This is a genomic window from Enterobacter cloacae complex sp. ECL352, from assembly GCF_020149545.1.
GTDB lineage: Bacteria > Pseudomonadota > Gammaproteobacteria > Enterobacterales > Enterobacteriaceae > Enterobacter > Enterobacter asburiae_B.
Genome location: NZ_CP083709.1, coordinates 3,448,984 through 3,466,921, shown reverse-complemented (window position 1 = coordinate 3,466,921; position 17,938 = coordinate 3,448,984). Strand labels below are relative to the sequence as shown.

17 protein-coding genes are annotated in these 17,938 nt (G+C 55.1%); 9 read left to right on the top strand and 8 right to left on the bottom strand.

Translation table 11 applies throughout. The features are described from left to right. Positions 1–85: 85 nt before the first annotated feature. On the top strand, positions 86–334 hold the full coding sequence (locus tag LBF07_RS16820; protein ID WP_013097677.1) for a DUF1158 domain-containing protein: 249 nt from the start codon (positions 86–88) through the stop codon (positions 332–334). Between the two features lie 82 nt (positions 335–416). On the opposite strand, the gene LBF07_RS16815 is transcribed toward LBF07_RS16820, so the two are convergent. Further along, on the bottom strand, positions 417–758 hold the full coding sequence (locus LBF07_RS16815; RefSeq protein WP_010428317.1) for a RamA family antibiotic efflux transcriptional regulator: 342 nt from the start codon (positions 756–758) through the stop codon (positions 417–419). A 32-nt stretch (positions 759–790) separates the two neighbouring features. Next, on the bottom strand, positions 791–1,894 hold the full coding sequence (locus LBF07_RS16810; RefSeq protein ID WP_094935784.1) for an MBL fold metallo-hydrolase: 1,104 nt from the start codon (positions 1,892–1,894) through the stop codon (positions 791–793). A 190-nt stretch (positions 1,895–2,084) separates the two neighbouring features. On the opposite strand from LBF07_RS16810, the gene LBF07_RS16805 reads away from it, so the two are divergent. From LBF07_RS16805 to LBF07_RS16785, 5 genes are all read left to right on the top strand, one after another. Further along, entirely contained in the window at positions 2,085–2,675 is a 591-nt protein-coding gene (locus LBF07_RS16805; RefSeq protein ID WP_039264021.1) for a TetR/AcrR family transcriptional regulator, read from the top strand. Further along, on the top strand, positions 2,665–3,033 hold the full coding sequence (locus LBF07_RS16800; protein WP_045889435.1) for an MmcQ/YjbR family DNA-binding protein: 369 nt from the start codon (positions 2,665–2,667) through the stop codon (positions 3,031–3,033). The genes LBF07_RS16805 and LBF07_RS16800 overlap by 11 nt, the downstream gene beginning before the upstream one ends. A gap of 120 nt (positions 3,034–3,153) precedes the next feature. Next, positions 3,154–3,807 (top strand): oxygen-insensitive NAD(P)H nitroreductase, encoded by a 654-nt coding sequence (nfsB, locus tag LBF07_RS16795; RefSeq protein WP_039264018.1) that lies wholly within the window; start codon positions 3,154–3,156, stop codon positions 3,805–3,807. 404 nt (positions 3,808–4,211) lie between these two features. Further along, positions 4,212–6,824, top strand: coding sequence for a filamentous hemagglutinin N-terminal domain-containing protein (locus LBF07_RS16790; protein WP_185857644.1), 2,613 nt, complete (start codon positions 4,212–4,214; stop codon positions 6,822–6,824). 92 nt (positions 6,825–6,916) lie between these two features. Beyond that, positions 6,917–7,381: a POTRA domain-containing protein gene (locus tag LBF07_RS16785; RefSeq protein WP_224435046.1), complete on the top strand. Its 465-nt coding sequence runs from the start codon at positions 6,917–6,919 to the stop codon at positions 7,379–7,381. Here LBF07_RS16785 and LBF07_RS16780 read toward each other — a convergent pair. Next, a protein-coding gene (locus LBF07_RS16780; RefSeq protein WP_103178130.1) for an IS1-like element IS1B family transposase occupies positions 7,375–8,072 on the bottom strand; the annotation gives its coding sequence in 2 pieces (ribosomal slippage) (positions 7,375–7,823 and positions 7,823–8,072; 699 coding nt in all). The genes LBF07_RS16785 and LBF07_RS16780 overlap by 7 nt on opposite strands. 90 nt (positions 8,073–8,162) lie before the next feature. On the opposite strand from LBF07_RS16780, the gene LBF07_RS16775 reads away from it, so the two are divergent. Further along, positions 8,163–8,771 carry a helix-turn-helix domain-containing protein gene (locus tag LBF07_RS16775; RefSeq protein ID WP_165356692.1) on the top strand — a complete coding sequence of 203 codons (609 nt, stop codon included), beginning with the start codon at positions 8,163–8,165 and terminating at the stop codon, positions 8,769–8,771. 15 nt (positions 8,772–8,786) lie between these two features. On the opposite strand, the gene LBF07_RS16770 is transcribed toward LBF07_RS16775, so the two are convergent. Next, complete coding sequence (locus tag LBF07_RS16770; protein WP_094934726.1) at positions 8,787–9,656, bottom strand: helix-turn-helix transcriptional regulator; 870 nt, start codon at positions 9,654–9,656, stop codon at positions 8,787–8,789. A gap of 107 nt (positions 9,657–9,763) precedes the next feature. Here LBF07_RS16770 and LBF07_RS16765 point away from each other — a divergent pair, with 107 nt between their 5' ends. After that, the gene (locus LBF07_RS16765; RefSeq protein ID WP_094934727.1) at positions 9,764–11,200 is read left to right on the top strand and encodes an MFS transporter; all 1,437 of its coding nucleotides are present in this window, start codon (positions 9,764–9,766) and stop codon (positions 11,198–11,200) included. A gap of 65 nt (positions 11,201–11,265) precedes the next feature. Further along, positions 11,266–12,510, top strand: coding sequence for a mechanosensitive ion channel family protein (locus tag LBF07_RS16760; protein ID WP_094934728.1), 1,245 nt, complete (start codon positions 11,266–11,268; stop codon positions 12,508–12,510). A gap of 109 nt (positions 12,511–12,619) precedes the next feature. Here the strand turns inward: LBF07_RS16760 and pheP are convergent, their stop codons facing one another. The 4 genes from pheP to LBF07_RS16740 form a co-directional block, all read right to left on the bottom strand. Beyond that, positions 12,620–14,008, bottom strand: a complete 1,389-nt coding sequence (gene pheP / locus LBF07_RS16755) for a phenylalanine transporter (protein WP_047061279.1) — start codon at positions 14,006–14,008, stop codon at positions 12,620–12,622. 103 nt (positions 14,009–14,111) lie between these two features. Next, positions 14,112–16,295, bottom strand: coding sequence for a TonB-dependent siderophore receptor (locus tag LBF07_RS16750; protein ID WP_094934729.1), 2,184 nt, complete (start codon positions 16,293–16,295; stop codon positions 14,112–14,114). A 185-nt stretch (positions 16,296–16,480) separates the two neighbouring features. After that, positions 16,481–16,756, bottom strand: a complete 276-nt coding sequence (yahO, locus tag LBF07_RS16745) for a DUF1471 family periplasmic protein YahO (RefSeq protein WP_033144835.1) — start codon at positions 16,754–16,756, stop codon at positions 16,481–16,483. Positions 16,757–16,905: 149 nt separating this feature from the next. Continuing rightward, positions 16,906–17,937: an ABC transporter ATP-binding protein gene (locus LBF07_RS16740; RefSeq protein ID WP_048978908.1), complete on the bottom strand. Its 1,032-nt coding sequence runs from the start codon at positions 17,935–17,937 to the stop codon at positions 16,906–16,908. Position 17,938: the final 1 nt, after the last annotated feature.

The following is a 17,938-nucleotide window of genomic DNA, read 5'->3' as shown; positions in this document are numbered from 1 at the left end:
TATTCAATAACGTCTTAGTCGCTGATATTGCTTTACGTTACAGGATGCCGGACAATGACATTTTTAACTGACGATTAACATTACGATGAAACACCCGTTAGAATCGCTGCTTACGGCAGGCGGCATTTTATTGCTGGCCCTGCTCTCCTGTCTGCTATTGCCCGCGCCGTCGCTGGGTCTGGTGCTGGCGCAGAAGCTGGTTCAGACCTTTCACATGGTCGATCTGAACCAGCTTTACACCATTCTGTTCTGCGTGTGGTTTTTACTGCTGGGTGCTATCGAATTCTTCGTGCTGCGTTTCGTCTGGCGCCGCTGGTTTTCACTGGCGTCGTAAGCCAATAAAAAAGCCGGGTGGCGACTTCGCCTTACCCGGCCTGTGATGGCAATTTTTGTGACCCGCCAGGGCGGAAAACAGCTCAGTGCGTCTGACTGTGGTTCTCCTTGCGGTACGCCCCAGGCGGCTGGTTGAACGTGCGGGTGAAGATACGGGTAAACGTCTGCTGCGAGTCAAACCCGTAACGCAGGCAGATGTCGTACACCCGAGCGTCGGATTCACGCAGATCGCGCGCCGCCAGCAGCAGCTTGCGCTCACGGATATAACGCCCCAGGCTCTCCCCTTTGTACTGCATAAACAACCGCTGCAGGTGCCACTTCGAGTAGCCCGCGTGGCGGGCAATCTCTTCTATACGTAATGGCTGGTGCAGATTGTCGTCGATCCATTCGACGATAGTGTCGATGACTTGAGCGGAAATGGTCATGCTGCTGTCCCCCTCTGCTTCTCGCTTAAACATTATTCCCACCACGCGCGAAAGGTTTGCGTGGCGTCATTCACCCGGACGGGCTCGCCCAACGCCGGTGTCAGTAGCCGATAGTTTTTATCCTTGCTGGCTTTAGCCAGCTGGATCAGCGGATCGTTCCACGTATGTTTCGCCAGCACGAAGCGCCCGTTATGCCCGGGCACCACGGCTTTCGCGTTCAGATCCACCGAGGCCTGCGCCGTTTCCTCCGGCAGCATGTGGATGTACTTCCAGTCCTGGTCGTACTGGCCGTTTTCCATGATGGCGACATCCACGCCATCAAACTGCTCGCCGATGGCCTTAAAGTGCGGGCCGTAGCCGGAATCCCCGCTGTAATAAACCTTCCGATCTGGCGTGACGAACATAAAGCTGCCCCACAGGGTTCGATCGCGCTTGATGCCGCGCCCGGAGAAGTGACGCGCCGGCAGAACATGCACCGTCAGTTCATCGCTGATGCGTACCGACTGGTTCCAGTCGCGTTCGTCAATAATCTCAGGCTTCATCCCCCAGTAGCGCAGGTGGGATCCCACGCCCAGCGGCGTCACCACGCGCTTCACCTTCGGCAGTAGCGCCCGGATGGTGGCGTAATCCAGATGATCGTAGTGATCGTGCGAGATAATCAGCAGGTCGATTTCCGGCATGCTTTCAGCGCGCCACGGATACTCCCCGGCAAAGGCTTTATTCAGGAACGAGAACGGCGCGGCGTAGTTGCCGAGCACCGGGTCAATCAGGATGCGTTTGCCCGCGAGCTGCAGGTACCACGAGGAGTGGCCGAGCCACACCAGGGTGTTCTCCTCAAGCGGCAGGCTCGCAAGATCGGTTTTCACCAGCGGCAGCGGCTGGGCCGGGCGCGCGTTTTCGGTTTTTTTGGTCAGAAAATCCCACGTCGCGACCAGCATGTTTTTGTCGCCGTTATAGCCCGGCGTCGGCAGCGTGTTGTGGAATTTCCCGTCGCGATACTGGGGAGAGGCCTCCACTTCAGTGAGCTGCTCACCCTGCGGCGGCTGGCCGAATCCGGCATTCAGAACAAACGGTAAACTCGCAGCTGAAGCAATAATCATGATTAACACCACGCAGATGAAGAGAGGTTTTTTCATATCCAGACCCGAAAACGCGCCCCATCCGATAGTTTGCGCGGGGTAAACTTGATTATGAGTGAGTAAGCACTCATTATAGATATGATGATAAAGTCGTCAAGACGTTTTCGATCTTTGACATTCCGCGTTGCAGCGTGTCAAAGCACGTGTTTCAATCAGGGTTTTTATAATTGACAGGGGGAAAAATTTAGTGGCACGTCCGAAGAGTGAAGATAAAAAACAGGCCTTACTGGAAGCCGCAACGGTGGCGTTTGCACAGTCAGGTATTGCCGCCTCAACGTCGTTAATCGCCCGTAACGCGGGCGTCGCCGAAGGGACCCTGTTTCGCTACTTTCCCACTAAAGACGATCTGCTGAATGCCCTCTATCTGCACCTGAAGCAGGATCTCTGCCAGGCCATGCTGGCAAACCTCGATCGCACCATCACGCTTCCCAAAGAACATACCCGCAATATCTGGAACAGCTACGTGGACTGGGGTATTCGTAACCCCGTTTCTCATGCGGCTATCCGCCAGATTGGCGTCAGTGAAAAGCTGAGCGCCGAAACCGAACAGGCGGTGAAAGAGATGTTCCCGGAACTCCATGAGCTGTGCCGCCGCTCGGTGCGTCAGGTGTTTATGTCAGATGAATTTAAAACGTTTGGCGATGCGCTTTTCTTATCGCTGGCCGAATCCACGATGGAATTTGCCACTCGCGACCCTTCCCGCGCCGTTGATTTTAAAGCGCTCGGTTTTGAAGTGATGTGGCGCGGGCTAGCCCAGGAAGAGAGCGATGGACAGTAAATCCTTGCAGGAGCACGCAATGCGCGTGGCCCTTGAGTTGCCCTTCACCGAACACTGCTGGCCGTTTGGGCCGGAGTTTGACGTGTTTAAAGTGGGCGGAAAGATTTTCATGATCGCCGCGGTCGCGCACGGGCGACCGCACGTCAGCCTGAAGTCAGACCCGGAGAAATCGCTGTTAAATCAGCAGATCTATCGCGGGATAGAGCCGGGCTACCATCTGAGTAAGAAGCACTGGATTTCCCTTTACGGCACCGACGACGTGACGCCGGAACTGGTTACCGACCTCATTCATGATTCCTGGAATCTGGTGGTGGATAAGCTGCCGAAAAAAGACCAGAAGTGGATCCGTCCGGTCTGATTGTTCGTCTGAGACGAACAGATTAAGCGCTCGAATTGCACTTATCTTTTTCCGCGTCCCGCTGTAATCTGCTTTCCTTTCGCGCCCGCGAGCGGGCGAATTTCATCACCAGGAGTTGTTATGGATATCATTTCTGTCGCCCTGAAACGCCACTCGACCAAGGCGTTCGACCCAAGCAAAAAACTGACCGCGGAAGAAGCGGAAAAAATCAAAACCCTGCTGCAGTACAGCCCGTCCAGCACCAACTCCCAGCCGTGGCACTTCATTGTGGCCAGCACCGAGGAAGGAAAAGCGCGCGTGGCGAAATCCGCCGCGGGCACCTATGTGTTCAACGAACGCAAAATGCTGGATGCTTCTCACGTGGTGGTGTTCTGCGCGAAAACCGCGCTGGATGACGCCTGGCTGGAGCGCGTCGTGGATCAGGAAGAGGCCGATGGCCGTTTCAACACGCCGGAAGCCAAAGCAGCAAACCACAAGGGCCGCACCTACTTCGCCGACATGCACCGCGTGGACCTGAAAGATGACGACCAGTGGATGGCGAAGCAGGTTTACCTGAACGTCGGCAACTTCCTGCTGGGCGTAGGCGCGATGGGCCTGGACGCGGTACCGATTGAAGGTTTCGACGCCGCTATTCTCGACGAAGAGTTTGGCCTGAAAGAAAAAGGCTTTACCAGCCTGGTGGTGGTACCGGTTGGGCACCACAGCGTGGAAGATTTCAACGCCACGCTGCCGAAGTCTCGCCTGCCGCTGAGCACGATTGTAACTGAGTGCTGATCTTCTCTGGCACGCTGGGTTCCGGCGTGCCTGTTTTCAATACCGCATACTCCCGTTGTGTATAAATGCATCCGTTAGCAGGCAAATTATTTGTAACAGCACAGAAATACCTATATCGGAAATTTCGCATACAATTTAATAATTAATAATTACGTTCTTCTATGTGATATCAACCAGTTATAGCCTCTCACCATCCCAATCAATAATCCTCAAAAATATATCCATTTATTTTTTGTCACGCTCACGTTAATTAGTCCCTTCTGGTACCGCATTAATTAATGCACATTTTGTATGAATTGTTACATGTCTATTTTTGGAATCGAGGTTCTGCATGTTTTTATGTGCGTCCATTTCGCATGAAGAGAAATGGGAACACTTTTTCAAGGAATTACAAGGATAGATATATGAAAAATAAAAGTGCAGTGAGCACAAAGGCTAATTCAAAGGTATTGCACGCCAAACTGGCGCCGACCTGCTTTGCGACCATGCTTGCGCTGGGCATGATTATGCCAGCTCAGGCTGCCATCGTGGCAGGTAATACCGATAAACCGGCCATTCATACGGATGCAAGTGGCGCAACCATCGTTGATATCAACAAGGCGAGCGCGGGTGGGGTTTCCCATAACGTTTATTCCGAATTTAACGTCGACAGCAACGGCGTGATCCTGAATAACAGCGGCACAGCAACCAACACCCAATTAGCAGGCCAGATCAATGGCAACGCGAATATGGCCGGCGGCAGCGCTAAAGTGATCCTGAACGAAGTGCGTTCATCCGATCCGAGCCAGCTGAACGGCATGGTCGAAGTGGCGGGCCAGTCCGCGCAGGTGATTATCGCCAACCCATCAGGCATTACCTGTGACGGCTGCGGCTTTATCAATACCAACCACGCTACGCTGACCACCGGTACTGCCACCTACGATAACAAGGGTAATGTTAGCGGTCTGGATGTGAGCAAAGGTCAGATGACCATCACCGGTAAAGGGATGGATACCCGCTCTACGCAGTACACCGACATTATTGCCCGTTCAGTGAAGGTCAATGCGAAACTTCAGGCTAACGAACTGAATATCGTCACGGGTAATAACCACATTGATAAATATGGCCGCGTGCAGAAGAAGTATGACAGCAGCAATGCCCCGGACGTAGCGCTGGATGTGTCTGCGCTGGGCTCCATGTACGCGAATAAAATCTATATGGAAGGCACTGACGCCGGCGTTGGCGTGCATATCGATGGTGCTGACCTGACGGCATCCGACACGCTGTCAATCAACGTTGAGGGTGTGGTCGAAAACAACGGCGGACGTATCAGCGGTAAAAATTCAGCTACCGTGATGGGAAGTGATGTCCTGAACCATAACGGTCAGATTACCTCTGAGGGGATGGTGTCCGTAGCCGCAGACAACACGCTGGACAACACTAACGGCGTCATTAAAGCTGCGATGGTGAATGTTTCCGGCAAAAATACCGTTAACAGCCATGGTTCCATTCAGGGCAGCCAGAATACCTTTATTACCGCTGACTCGCTGGACAACAGCGACGGTGAAATTCTCAGCAATGGCGATTTGACGATCGGCCGCGCCTCCAGGAATTACAACGCACAGGGCGTGAATAATACCCATGGCCGCATTGATGCTAAGGGTACCCTCAGCGTTGACGCTGCCAGCCTGAACAACTCCGCTGGCCGCGTAGAAACCAACGGTGCGATGAGCGTCAATGTCGACACGCTGACGAACGACAACGGTCTCATTTCCGCCGGGAACGGCTGGAACATGATCAGCGCCTCCATGCTGAATAACGACAACGGTGTGATTCAGTCTCTGGGATCTGACAGCCAGCTTCAGGTGAGCGGCAACAACATGCTCTCTAACCGCAATGGATCAATCCACAGCGACGGCTCTGTTTCAATCAATGGCGCGCTGGATAATATGTCCGGCACCATCGCAGCCGAAAAAGACCTCTTTATGTACGGCACGTCCTACTATTCTGACCTTGCCAGTAAGATGGAAGCAGGCGGCAATATCGACATGACCGTGACCGGTACGTTCCAGAACGCCGGAACCCTTAAAGCGGGTCAGGATATGATGTTAACCATCGGTTCTAATGGCTGGAATAACTATGGCGGCCCGGCGCAGAACAGCGGTTCCATCGCGGCTGGCGGTCGCCTGGCGCTGCAGATGAACAGCAGTCAGTTCGACAACAGCGGCGACATTACCGCTAATCAGATGGATCTTCAGCTGGCAGACCTGTCCAACAGCGGCTCGATCGTCAGCAAGAATGATATCAACCTGAACACCACTAGCCTGGAAAACCGGGGCAACGGTACGCTCGTCGCAGACCATAACATCAACATTACCGCCTCTTATCTGATGACCGATGCAGGCAGCCAGATCAACGCGGGTTCTGATGCCATGCTGTTTGTCATGAACAATCTGGACAACAGCGGTGACATCCGCGCGGCGCACGACATTAATCTCGACGTAATGGGCAGCTACGGCTGGTCTCAAAGCACCGCGTATAACTACGGCACGATTGTGGCGGGTAATACCCTGAACGCACAGATGGACCGCGTAACCCTCATCAACGGCGGTACGCTGTCTGCTGATAACGGTATTACCCTGGTGAGCAACTACCTGACCAACAGCGGTAACATCACCAGTGCAGGCGGTATTACGCTGAACACGGCTAACGGCATTAACAACGAAGCCAGCGGTAATATTACCGGCGATCGCGTGTACACCATGGGTTACGTCAATAACATGGGTGTGATTAACGAGACCGGTACAGCAAATCAAGACAACGGTAGTAACACTGCTGATAACAATAATACCAACCCAGATTCAGATACCACGGCGAATAATAGTGGAAATACCACCGTTAAGCCAAACGGTACACCTGAAGGTAATGGCGTTTGGGAAAACGGCGTAGTTTACCACCCGGGCGATATCTATAACGGCTATGTTGTTCAGGACATTATTTATTATCCTGGCGGCTATGCCATCGCTACCGCAGCGTAATTCTTTTTAAATAAAAAGCCTCACACCTTCGTGAGGCTTTATTCCCTAACTATGTTTCTGCGATGAGTATCTCCAGGACGTTGTAAATCATAATGAACAATTATCAAGCGGGCCTCAGTTTCTTTTTTTTGTCCTTATGCTTAATGAAATCCTCTCTTCTTCATGCCGAACCAGCAACGATACAGCAGCAGGATCAAGCCCGACACGAACAGCTCGCTCCTGCGGGTAAACCGCTGCTTACGGCTGAAAGCATATCTAATAACGACGCTCTTGTTCTTCCGAAAGAGTCTGTTTGCTACGACATTCGCTATGTGAGAATTGACAATACGCAGTCGCTTCCACACTGGCTCACTTTTCGCGATATCATTCGTCAGGCTGAGAATAACTGTATCGGCGTGAAGGGAATTAAAGCCATACATACGGCCGTGCAGAATCGATTAATATCCCACGGATTTATTACTACCCGCGTATTAATACCGGAGCAAAATTTGCACAAGGGAACGTTAACCCTGCGAATTCTGCCTGGACGCGTTAGGGTAATGACTCCAACTTATTGATAGTGTTTTATGTTCAGATAATGCCCGATGACTTTGTCATGCAGCTCCACCGATTTTGAGAACGACAGCGACTTCCGTCCCAGCCGTGCCAGGTGCTGCCTCAGATTCAGGTTATGCCGCTCAATTCGCTGCGTATATCGCTTGCTGATTACGTGCAGCTTTCCCTTCAGGCGGGATTCATACAGCGGCCAGCCATCCGTCATCCATATCACCACGTCAAAGGGTGACAGCAGGCTCATAAGACGCCCCAGCGTCGCCATAGTGCGTTCACCGAATACGTGCGCAACAACCGTCTTCCGGAGCCTGTCATACGCGTAAAACAGCCAGCGCTGGCGCGATTTAGCCCCGACGTATCCCCACTGTTCGTCCATTTCCGCGCAGACGATGACGTCACTGCCCGGCTGTATGCGCGAGGTTACCAACTGCGGCCTGAGTTTTTTAAATGGCGGAAAATCGTGTTGAGGCCAACGCCCATAATGCGGGCGGTTGCCCGGCATCCAACGCCATTCATGGCCATATCAATGATTTTCTGGTGCGTACCGGGTTGAGAAGCGGTGTAAGTGAACTGCAGTTGCCATGTTTTACGGCAGTGAGAGCAGAGATAGCGCTGATGTCCGGCAGTGCTTTTGCCGTTACGCACCACCCCGTCAGTAGCTGAACAGGAGGGACAGCTGATAGAAACAGAAGCCACTGGAGCACCTCAAAAACACCATCATACACTAAATCAGTAAGTTGGCAGCATCACCCTCGTAGTGATATTTCTCTGGGAATGTTGTACGCTATGAAACCTGAAAATTATATTATAAAACTTATACATGAACTCTCTGAACCGGCGCGCGTAAGGGTAGGACGCCAACGGCAAATCATTTCATTGGATCAGCTTGAAGAACCGATGACATTCATACTGCATTCCGGCATCGTCGCCGTCTACCGAACGAGAGACCGGCTTCTACTGAAGTTTATCGAAGCCCCGATGATCGTTGGTATGAATGATCTTATTGATACCAATGCGGGTTTTTATATGCAGGCCTGCGGTGAAATTAGATATGAAATCAAACCACGAAAATCCACACTTGAAACTATTAACAATCGCAATCTTTGGCAGGAAGCCGCCTATTCGTATATGTATGCCATAAAACGTTTACTACAAGCTCACGAAACTTCGGTTGGGTTGTCTACATACGAGTTGATTCGTTTAAACCTTGTGTCACTAATGACCGAAAAAGAAGACGTTCGTCTGTCAGTTAATGCCTGTGATTACATACAGGAAAAAACCCATCTTTCGCGCAGTCGAATTATGAAGATCCTGAGCGATTTGAAAACAGGCAACTATATTAAAATTGAACGTGGGCTCTTAATGGCAATACACAGGCTTCCGGATCACTACTGACCCGGGTAACCAGGTTTATTTGTTCTGCTTCGCCAACCATGCCATTGCCCTTTCTCCCGCCTCATCCACCGGTAAATACACCAGCAGCCGCGACCCGTTTCGCGGCGCGGAGTACCAGTACATCTGCTGCAGCGTAAAATCCCCCAGCTCGGGATGGGTAAACAGCTTAAGCTGGTTCTCCACGCCGCGCACGTCGTTGCGCTGGTGCCACAGGGTTTTAAACTCTTCCGACACCGCAAAGAAGCGCGCCAGTTTGGCCTCCCACAGCGGATCGCCCCGATGCTCGGCCATCGCCGCCCGGAAATAGGAAACAAATATGGGCAGCACATCGTCACGCCTGCCGAGACGCGCGCGCCACGCCGGATGGGTGAGGAACAGGTAAATACAGTTGCGGTCTTCCGGCGGGATTTCATTGAAATCGACGCCCATCAGGTGCCCGAAGCTGTCGTTCCACGCCACGATGTCGAAATTCGGTTTCTGAATGCTGGCGGGTTTAGGCATCAGCGTATCCAGCAGGCGGCGCGTGCCCTCGCTGATACCCTCGCAGCAGACCGCCTGCGGGGCTTCACCCGGCGGCAGCCCGGCTAACACGAACAGGTGTCGGGCCTCGGTCGGAGTGCATTGCAGCGCTTTTGCCACAGCCGCCATCACCGCGCTGGACGGATTGACGTCCCTGCCCTGCTCAAGCCAGGTATACCAGGTCACGCCCACGTCCGCGAGCATCGCTACCTCTTCCCGGCGCAGACCCGGCGTGCGGCGACGACCGCTGCGCGGCAGGCCGAGACGCTGCGGATCGAGGCTTTCGCGTCGCGCGCGTAAAAATGCCCCCAGCTGTTTTCGGGTGTCATCCTGAAGTGAGACGACGGGTTCAGACATCAAGGCCATAAATCCCCCTGCATGGTAGTGCCAGTACCAGTATAAGCAAGAACTGGTACCCGTTTATCAGATGGTTGATGCTACGACCATCTGTTGAATGACGCAATGGAGTTACCATGAATACGTCAGTTGTTTCACCGGGCCGCGCTGGCCTGATATTGCTGCTAACCGGCCAGATGCTGCCGATGATTGATACCTCAATCACCAACGTCGCGCTGGACGCCATCACCCACTCGCTGAACGCGACCGCCACCGAGCTGGAGCTGATAGTCGCCCTCTACGGCGTGGCCTTCGCCGTCTGCCTCGCGCTCGGCAGCAAGCTGGGGGATAACTTTGGCCGTCGGCGTCTGTTCATGTGGGGCGTCGCGAGCTTTGGCCTGGCCTCGCTGCTGTGCGGGATGGCGGGGAACATTGAACAGCTGCTGGCCGCGCGCATCGTCCAGGGGGCGGGAGCCGCGCTGATCGTGCCGCAAATTCTTGCTACCCTGCACGTGACGCTGAAAGGTACGGCGCACGCTAAAGCCATCAGCCTGTTTGGCGGCATCGGTGGGATTGCGTTTATCGTCGGCCAGATGGGCGGCGGCTGGCTGGTGTCGGCGGATATCGCCGGGCTGGGCTGGCGTAACGCCTTCTTCATCAACGTGCCGATTTGTCTGGTGGTGCTGGGGCTGAGCCGACATTTCGTACCCGAAACCCGTCGCGAGACGCCGTCACGCATCGACTGGACCGGAACCGTGCTGCTGGCGATCATTCTTTGCTGCCTGCTGTTCCCGATGGCGCTCGGCCCACAGTGGCACTGGTCGTGGCCGCTGAAGGTTATGCTTCTCGCCATTATTCCTTTGGGCTGGCTGACGGCGCTGAATGCGCGCAAAAAGGAACGAGAGAATGCCCACCCGCTGATCCCGCCGCGCCTGCTGCAGCTTCGCAGCGTTCGCTTTGGCATTCTGATTGCGATGCTCTTTTTCAGCGTCTGGTCCGGGTTTATGTTCTGTATGGCGCTGACCATGCAAACCGGTCTGGGGATGGCACCGTGGCAGTCCGGAAACAGTTTTATCGCGCTGGGCGTAACTTACTTTATTTCGGCGTGGTTCGCGCCGCGGCTGATTGCTCGCTACAGCACCAGTACCATTCTGCTGACCGGTCTGACGATCCAGATTGCCGGCCTGCTGGCGCTGATCGCTACGTTCCGCGTCTGGGGAATGGAGAATACCGCCCTGACGCTGGCGCCCGCGACCGGGCTGGTCGGCTACGGGCAGGCGCTGATCGTGAACAGCTTCTACCGCATCGGGATGCGCGATATTCAGCCTGACGACGCCGGGGCCGCGAGCGCCATTCTCAGCACGCTGCAGCAGGCCGCGCTGGGGCTTGGCCCGGCCATTTTTGGCGCGATTTTGCTGCACGCGCTGCAAAACCATCACGGGGATTACACCCAGGCGGTTAACGTCTTTCTGATGGTGGAAACGGCGATGATGGTGGTGCTCGCCCTGGCGACGCTGCGCATCCGCCATAGCCTGTGCCTGCCGGTGGTGAAGGTCTGCCAGGCCACCAAATAAGCCCGTGAATTTGCATAATAGATCCGCAGCCGCCATTATGGGGCTGCATCAATACAGGAGACGTTATGCAGGAATTAATTGCTCAGGTTGAAGAGTTAGGCATTGAAATTAATCACACCACCTCTTTAGTGATTATCTTTGGTATTATTTTTCTTACCGCCATCATCGTTCATTTTATTCTGCACAAAGTGGTGCTTCGCGCTTTCGAAAAACGCGCGCAGGCCAGCAGCCATTTATGGCTGCAGATCATTACCCAGAATAAATTATTTCACCGTCTGGCCTTTACCCTTCAGGGGATAATCATCAACGTTCAGGCGGTACTGTGGCTGCAAAAGGGCAGCGAAGCGGCGGAAATTCTCACTACCTGCGCAAAGCTGTGGGTCATGGTGTATGCCCTGCTCTCCTTCTTCTCGCTGCTGGACGTGATTTTTAATCTGTCGCAGAAAATGGCCACCGCATCACAGCTGCCGCTGAAGGGGATCTTCCAGGGCATCAAGCTGGTGAGCGCCATCCTGGTGGGGATATTGATTATCTCCCTGCTGATCGGCCAGTCCCCGGCAATTCTGATAAGCGGTCTGGGCGCCATGGCCGCCGTTCTAATGCTGGTGTTTAAAGACCCGATACTCGGACTTGTGGCCGGGATCCAGCTTTCCGCCAACGACATGCTCAAGCTCGGCGACTGGCTGGAGATGCCCAAATACGGTGCCAACGGCACGGTAACGGATATCGGTCTGACCACCGTTAAAGTGCGCAATTTTGATAACACCATCACCACCATTCCGACGTGGGCGCTGGTCTCCGACGCCTTTATCAACTGGAGCGGCATGTCCGCCTCCGGCGGGCGACGCATTAAGCGCAGCCTGAATATTGATACCACCAGCATTCATTTTCTCGACGAGCATGAGCAGCAGAAACTCATTCAGGCGAAGCTGCTGAAGCCCTATCTGGCCGCGCGACATGAGGAAATTAGCCTGTGGAATCAGAAGAACGGTGAAGGGGAATCGGTATTAAACCTGCGTAAGATGACCAATATTGGTACTTTCCGCGCCTACCTGAATGAATATCTGCGCAACCATCCGCGTATTCGCAAAGATATGACGCTGATGGTGCGCCAGCTAGCGCCTGACGCGAATGGTTTGCCGATTGAAATATATGCCTTCACCAACACGGTGGTCTGGGCAGAATATGAGGAGATTCAGGCCGACATCTTCGACCATATATTCGCGGTGGTGGATGAATTTGGGCTGCGTATTCACCAGTCCCCGACCGGGAACGATATTCGATCCCTGGCGGGCGTTATCGCCAGATAATCCGTTTGTAGGCCCGGTAAGCGAAGCGCCACCGGGCGTGAAGGCAGGTGCGGTTTGGTGTGGTGCCCTCACCCCGGCCCTCTCCCACAGGGAGAGGGAGAAAAGCGGATCACTTTTTGCGGGAAAGCTTAAACGCCACAAACAGGAAGATAACCCACACCGGCAGCAGCATCGCCGAAAGACGCATCTCATCCATAGTGCACATCAGCACCAGAATCAGCCCGAGGAAAGCGATACAGATGTAGTTCCCCGCAGGGTAAAGCAGCGCTTTGAACTGCGTCTCACGTCCCTTGCGGCGCATCGCGGCGCGAAAGCGCAGGTGCGCAAGGCAGATCATGATCCAGTTCAGCAGCAGCGTGGCAACAACCAGCGCCATCAGCAGGCCAAAGGCTTCTTTCGGCAGCAGATAGTTAATCAGCACCACCAGCGACGTAATGGCGCCGGAAAGTAACAAGGAATTCACCGGCACACCGCGACGGCTGACGCGGGTGAGGAACTTCGGCGCGTTGCCCTGCACGGAGAGGCCGAACAGCATGCGGCTGTTGGAGTAAACGCCGCTGTTATAGACCGACAGAGATGCCACCAGAATGACAAAGTTCAGCGCCGAGGCCACCACGTTGCTGTTTAGATCGTGGAAAATCATCACGAACGGGCTGCTGTCTGACTTCACTTCCACCCACGGATAGAGCGCCAGCAGCACCACCAGCGAGCCGATGTAGAACAGCAGAATACGGTACACCACCTGGTTGACCGCTTTTGGAATGCTCTTGTGCGGGTCGCGCGCTTCCGCGGCGGTAATGCCAATCAGCTCCAGCCCACCGAAGGAGAACATGATCACTGCCAGGGAGAGGATCAGCCCTTTCCAGCCGGTCGCCAGGAAGCCGCCGTGCTGCCACAGGTTGTCGATCGTGGCGCGCTCGCCGCCGTGGCCGGAAAAGAGCAGCCACAGGCCAAAGCCAATCATCCCGATTATCGCCAGCACCTTGATCAGCGCAAACCAGAACTCGGTTTCGCCATACAGGCGCACGTTGACGAGGTTAACGGCGTTAATAATGATGAAGAAGGCCGCCGCCCAGATCCACGTCGGAACATCCGGCAGCCAGTACTGCATGTAAATGCCCGCGGCGGTCAGCTCCGCCATCCCCACCAGCACGAACATTACCCAGTAGTTCCAGCCGGACAGGAAGCCTGCAAACGGGCCCCAGTATTTATAAGCAAAGTGCGCGAAGGAGCCTGAAACCGGCTCTTCAACGACCATTTCGCCAAGCTGGCGCATGATCAGGAAGGCGATAATCCCGGCGATACCGTAACCCAGCAGCACCGCCGGGCCAGCCATCTGAATAGCGGGGCCGATGCCGAGAAACAGCCCGGTACCGATCGCGCCGCCAAGGGCAATTAACTGAATATGTCGATTTTGCAAACCACGTTGCAGCGTCGGATTCTGATCCGACGAGGCTTCAGCGCTACCATGGCCTGAAGCGGATGACGCGTCTTTCACGTCCTACCCCTGTCTCTTTTTTAGAAGGGGCACGTTTTAACACTTCATGCTGGAGGTAGCAAGGGATTGGGGCATCCCTGCCCCGGATAACGAGATGGAACGCTTAAAACGCGTAGCCAACCGAGACCTTAAAGGTGCGCGGTTCGCCCTGCGTAATATAGGTACCGGAATCATCCACGCTGGCCCAGTAGTTTTCATTGGTCACGTTGTCGATGCCCGCGCGAACCGTCACCTGGTTTTCATTGTGGTTCACCGCGAAGCGATAACGCATTCCCAGATCCAGCGTGGTGTAGCTGTCCAGCTTTTTGGTGTTTGCCAGGTCAGCGTACTGCGCGCCGGAGTGGTTCACGCGGGCGGTGGCGGTCAGGCCGTCAATCGGCTTGATGTCGTACTCAGCGCCCAGCACGGCGTAAAAGTTCGGAATCCCGATCGCATCGTTACCCTGATTCACGCCATTTTTGGTTTTGGTCAGTTCGGCCTGCAGCCAGGTAGCGCTGGCGTTCAGACGCATCCCCAGCGCGGGCTCGCCGAAGACGTTCAGCTCCACGCCACGGTTTCGCTGCTCGGCGTCCAGGCCGTAGTGGCCGCTGTCGTCGAGGATCGCCGACGGCATTTTGATTTCGAACAGCGCAAGCGATCCGCCCACGCGGCCGAAGTCCGCCTTCACGCCCACTTCGTTCTGCTTAGAGTGAACGATACCGGTGCTCTGGCCGTAGTTGGTGGCGGTGTTAGGTGCGGTTTTGCCCGGCTGCAGCGCTTCGGTGTGGTTTGCATAAAGGGAGATCGCCTCCCACGGCTTGTAGACCACGCCGTAGGTGGGCATCCAGCGGCTGCCGTCGAAACCGTCCGCCGCGTTTTCCGCCCCGGTGACTTTGTTATACCCGCGAATGACCACCTTCTGATGGCGGGCGCCTGCGGTGAACAGCAGCTTGTCATCCAGCACGCCCAGCGTATCGCTCAGCAGCCAGCCCTGGGTACGGGTGCGCCCGCTGGTCAGCGGATCGCTGTACTTTCCGCCGGAACCGTTGAAGTTGGTGCTATCCGGCATGTCGACGCCGGTGTTGTGGTAGATGTTGGTGGTCGGGTTATCTTTCGTCGCCGACATTTTCCACGCGATTTTTTCATTTTTGGTCATCGCCGAATAGCCAACGTTGACCTTGTGCGAGACGAAGCCGGTATTGAAATTACCGCGAACGCCCGCCATGCCGCTGACGGAATCGCTTATGCGGTTGGTATCAAGACGGCTGACCGTTGCCTTGCCGCTTTTATCCACCAGCTTCGGCGCGCTGTAGATGCCTTCCTCGTGCGCGTGCTGCGCGCCAAGACCGGTATAGGCGGTCCAGCCGTCGGTGATGTCGTACTCGCTGCGCCACATCCCGAATTCGTTTTCGATGTTGCTGTAGGCCCACTTCTGCGAGAAGTTGCGATCGTTTTTCGGCGGCTCCGGAACGAAATCCACCGCGGAAATATTGACGCTGGTCGGGCTGCCGTGGAAGGTTTTCTTCTGATAGCCCAGATCCAGCGAGGTGCGGAAGCGGTCGCCGGTGTAATCAAGGCCGGTAGAGAGTAGCGTGGTGCGGCGGCGGTCATTCGGTATGCCGGTTTCCCCTTCGCGATGAACCAGGTTCACCCGCGCGCCGAACTGGTCGCTGTCACCGTAGCGACGGCCCGCATCCAGCGTGGTGCCAATCTGGGAATCCGAGGTGTAGTCCACGCCGACTTTCGCCTGCGGGAGTTCGCCCGCGTGTTTTGGCTCAAGGTTAATCATCCCGCCCACGCCGGAGCTTGCCGCGCCGTTCATCAGCGAGTTGGCCCCTTTAAAGATCTCGATGCGGTCGACCATCTGGGTATCCACCACCTGGCGCGGCAGCACGCCGGACAGGCCGCCAAAGGTCATGTCGTCGCCGTCGAACTTCAGGCCACGGATGCGGTAGGTCTCCGCGCTGTTGCCGTACCCCTGAACGAACTGCACGCCCGCGTCGTTCGCGACGACATCGGCAATGGTTTTCGCCTGCTGATCTTCCACCAGCTTCGAGGTGTAGCTGATGATGTTGAACGGCACGTCCATGGCGTTCTGCTGGCCCAGCATACCCATGCGCCCGCCGTTCGCCACCTGTCCGTCAAGGAAGGCCGGTACCAACTGGTCGCCGCCGGGTTTGAAATCGCTGGCTGGTGCAGCCTGGACAACAAGGGTGTCCTCTTTTTGATTGTCCGCCGCGAAGGCGGAATGTGTCGCCGCGCCAACGGCGAGCGCCAGCAGCGTTTTGTGCATGATGGTGTTGTTCATCGTTAACTCATTTTAAAGTGCGCGCAAAAATGACCCGTTGTCGGGCCTTAGAATGTATTGAATGCAATGCAAATGAGAACTATACGCATTATCCATGCGTTAGCAAGTGTAACCGCGTTCATAAGGAGATTTGGCGAGAAAAGAGGGGGAACAGCCACCCCGTTTCGGGGATGGCTGCAATAACATTATTTTTTCTTGTAGATATTGGCCGTACCGTGAATTTTATTGTTGGTGTTCCCTGAAGTGAGCACCAGGACATCCGCGCCTTGCTTATCGGCTTTCTCAATCAGTTCTTTTTTCGCATCATCCACCGATACTTCATTCGAGGTGTTTACCGTACCGATTTTTTTATATTGAGATGCAACTTTCTTGAACTCGCTTTTAGTGAGTAGCTGGGCAGCAAAAGCATTGGTCGTAAACAGTAACGCCGTTCCCAACAAAATAGCAGTCGTCTTTTTCATAACCTTTTTCCTTGAGATTAATCAGCAACTACGAAAAACCTCACGCAGTGTGGTGAGGTTTTATGAGCATGGTAGAGAATCTCAGGAATTGCCATGCGTTCGGGAAAAATCTTTTATAACAACCCGTTGCATGAAATTACTAACGAATATTAAGAATATTCGAACACCCGCGCGGTGCCAGCAATATCAATGCGTACCGCCGTGCCCGGGTTCCATCCTGGCTGGCTTACGGTCTTCAGAATTACGGGCTGCTGCTGCCCGGCTAATCCCAGGGTGAGCGTTGACAGCTGGCCGGTGAAGTCCACGTCGAGAATCGAGATCGGGCTTTCATGCGCTGCACATGCCGTCACGCGTAATTGTTCAGGGCGCATCATTACCCTGCCCTGTCCTGTCGCATGCGCGTTGTCCGTCGGCACTTCACCCAGCGCGCACACGGCATACCCGGCAGCGAGCTGAGCAGGCAGGATCACGGCATCGCCAAGAAACAGCGCCGTCTCTTCGTCAACGGGACGGGTGTAAACGTCATAAGGCGTCCCGACCTGCGTGAAGCGCCCGGAGCGCATGACGGCAACCTGCGTGGCAAAGGACAACGCTTCGTTCTGATCGTGGGTGACCAGAATCGAGGCTACGCCCGCTTCGGCCAGCAGATCGGCCGTTGCCTTACGCGTCATGGCGCGAAGGCCGGTATCCAGAGCCGAGAACGGTTCATCCAGCAGCATCAGTGAAGGTCGCTGGGCCAGCGCACGGGCAAGCGCCACGCGCTGCTGCTGTCCGCCGGAAATCTCGTGGGGCCAGTGCGTTGCGAGCTGCCTGTCCAGAGAAACCATCTCCATCAGCGCCTCAACGCGCTGGCGCTTCTCGTGGCGAGTGCCGTCCAGCCCCCAGGCGATGTTGTCTGCCACATTGAGGTGCGGGAACAGCGCACCCTCCTGAGGCACAAAACCGATCCGGCGCAGGTGGGCGGGAACAAAACTGTTTTCATCGAACAGCGTTCTCCCCTGCATGACAATGCGCCCGGTGTCAGGCGTTTCGAACCCGGCCAGAATACGCAGCAGCGTGGTTTTCCCCGACCCGGACGGCCCGACAATCGCCGTCCTGCTCCCCGGCGCCACGCTCAGGTTTAAGCTGTCGAGCACCTGCACATCAGAAAACGATTTAGAAATGGCGGTTAATTCAAGCATG

Excerpts from the sequence above, each read along its gene's own strand:
- LBF07_RS16750 (WP_094934729.1), bottom strand. The coding sequence starts at position 16,295 with ATGAACAACACCATCATGCACAAAACGCTGCTGGCGCTCGCCGTTGGC.
- LBF07_RS16790 (WP_185857644.1), top strand. The coding sequence starts at position 4,212 with ATGAAAAATAAAAGTGCAGTGAGCACAAAGGCTAATTCAAAGGTATTG.
- LBF07_RS16815 (WP_010428317.1), bottom strand. The coding sequence starts at position 758 with ATGACCATTTCCGCTCAAGTCATCGACACTATCGTCGAATGGATCGAC.
- yahO (WP_033144835.1), bottom strand. The coding sequence starts at position 16,756 with ATGAAAAAGACGACTGCTATTTTGTTGGGAACGGCGTTACTGTTTACG.
- LBF07_RS16760 (WP_094934728.1), top strand. The coding sequence starts at position 11,266 with ATGCAGGAATTAATTGCTCAGGTTGAAGAGTTAGGCATTGAAATTAAT.
- LBF07_RS16775 (WP_165356692.1), top strand. The coding sequence starts at position 8,163 with ATGAAACCTGAAAATTATATTATAAAACTTATACATGAACTCTCTGAA.
- LBF07_RS16820 (WP_013097677.1), top strand. The coding sequence starts at position 86 with ATGAAACACCCGTTAGAATCGCTGCTTACGGCAGGCGGCATTTTATTG.
- nfsB (WP_039264018.1), top strand. The coding sequence starts at position 3,154 with ATGGATATCATTTCTGTCGCCCTGAAACGCCACTCGACCAAGGCGTTC.
- LBF07_RS16765 (WP_094934727.1), top strand. The coding sequence starts at position 9,764 with ATGAATACGTCAGTTGTTTCACCGGGCCGCGCTGGCCTGATATTGCTG.
- LBF07_RS16785 (WP_224435046.1), top strand. The coding sequence starts at position 6,917 with ATGAACAATTATCAAGCGGGCCTCAGTTTCTTTTTTTTGTCCTTATGC.
- LBF07_RS16810 (WP_094935784.1), bottom strand. The coding sequence starts at position 1,894 with ATGAAAAAACCTCTCTTCATCTGCGTGGTGTTAATCATGATTATTGCT.
- LBF07_RS16770 (WP_094934726.1), bottom strand. The coding sequence starts at position 9,656 with ATGGCCTTGATGTCTGAACCCGTCGTCTCACTTCAGGATGACACCCGA.
- LBF07_RS16740 (WP_048978908.1), bottom strand. The coding sequence starts at position 17,937 with ATGCTTGAATTAACCGCCATTTCTAAATCGTTTTCTGATGTGCAGGTG.
- LBF07_RS16800 (WP_045889435.1), top strand. The coding sequence starts at position 2,665 with ATGGACAGTAAATCCTTGCAGGAGCACGCAATGCGCGTGGCCCTTGAG.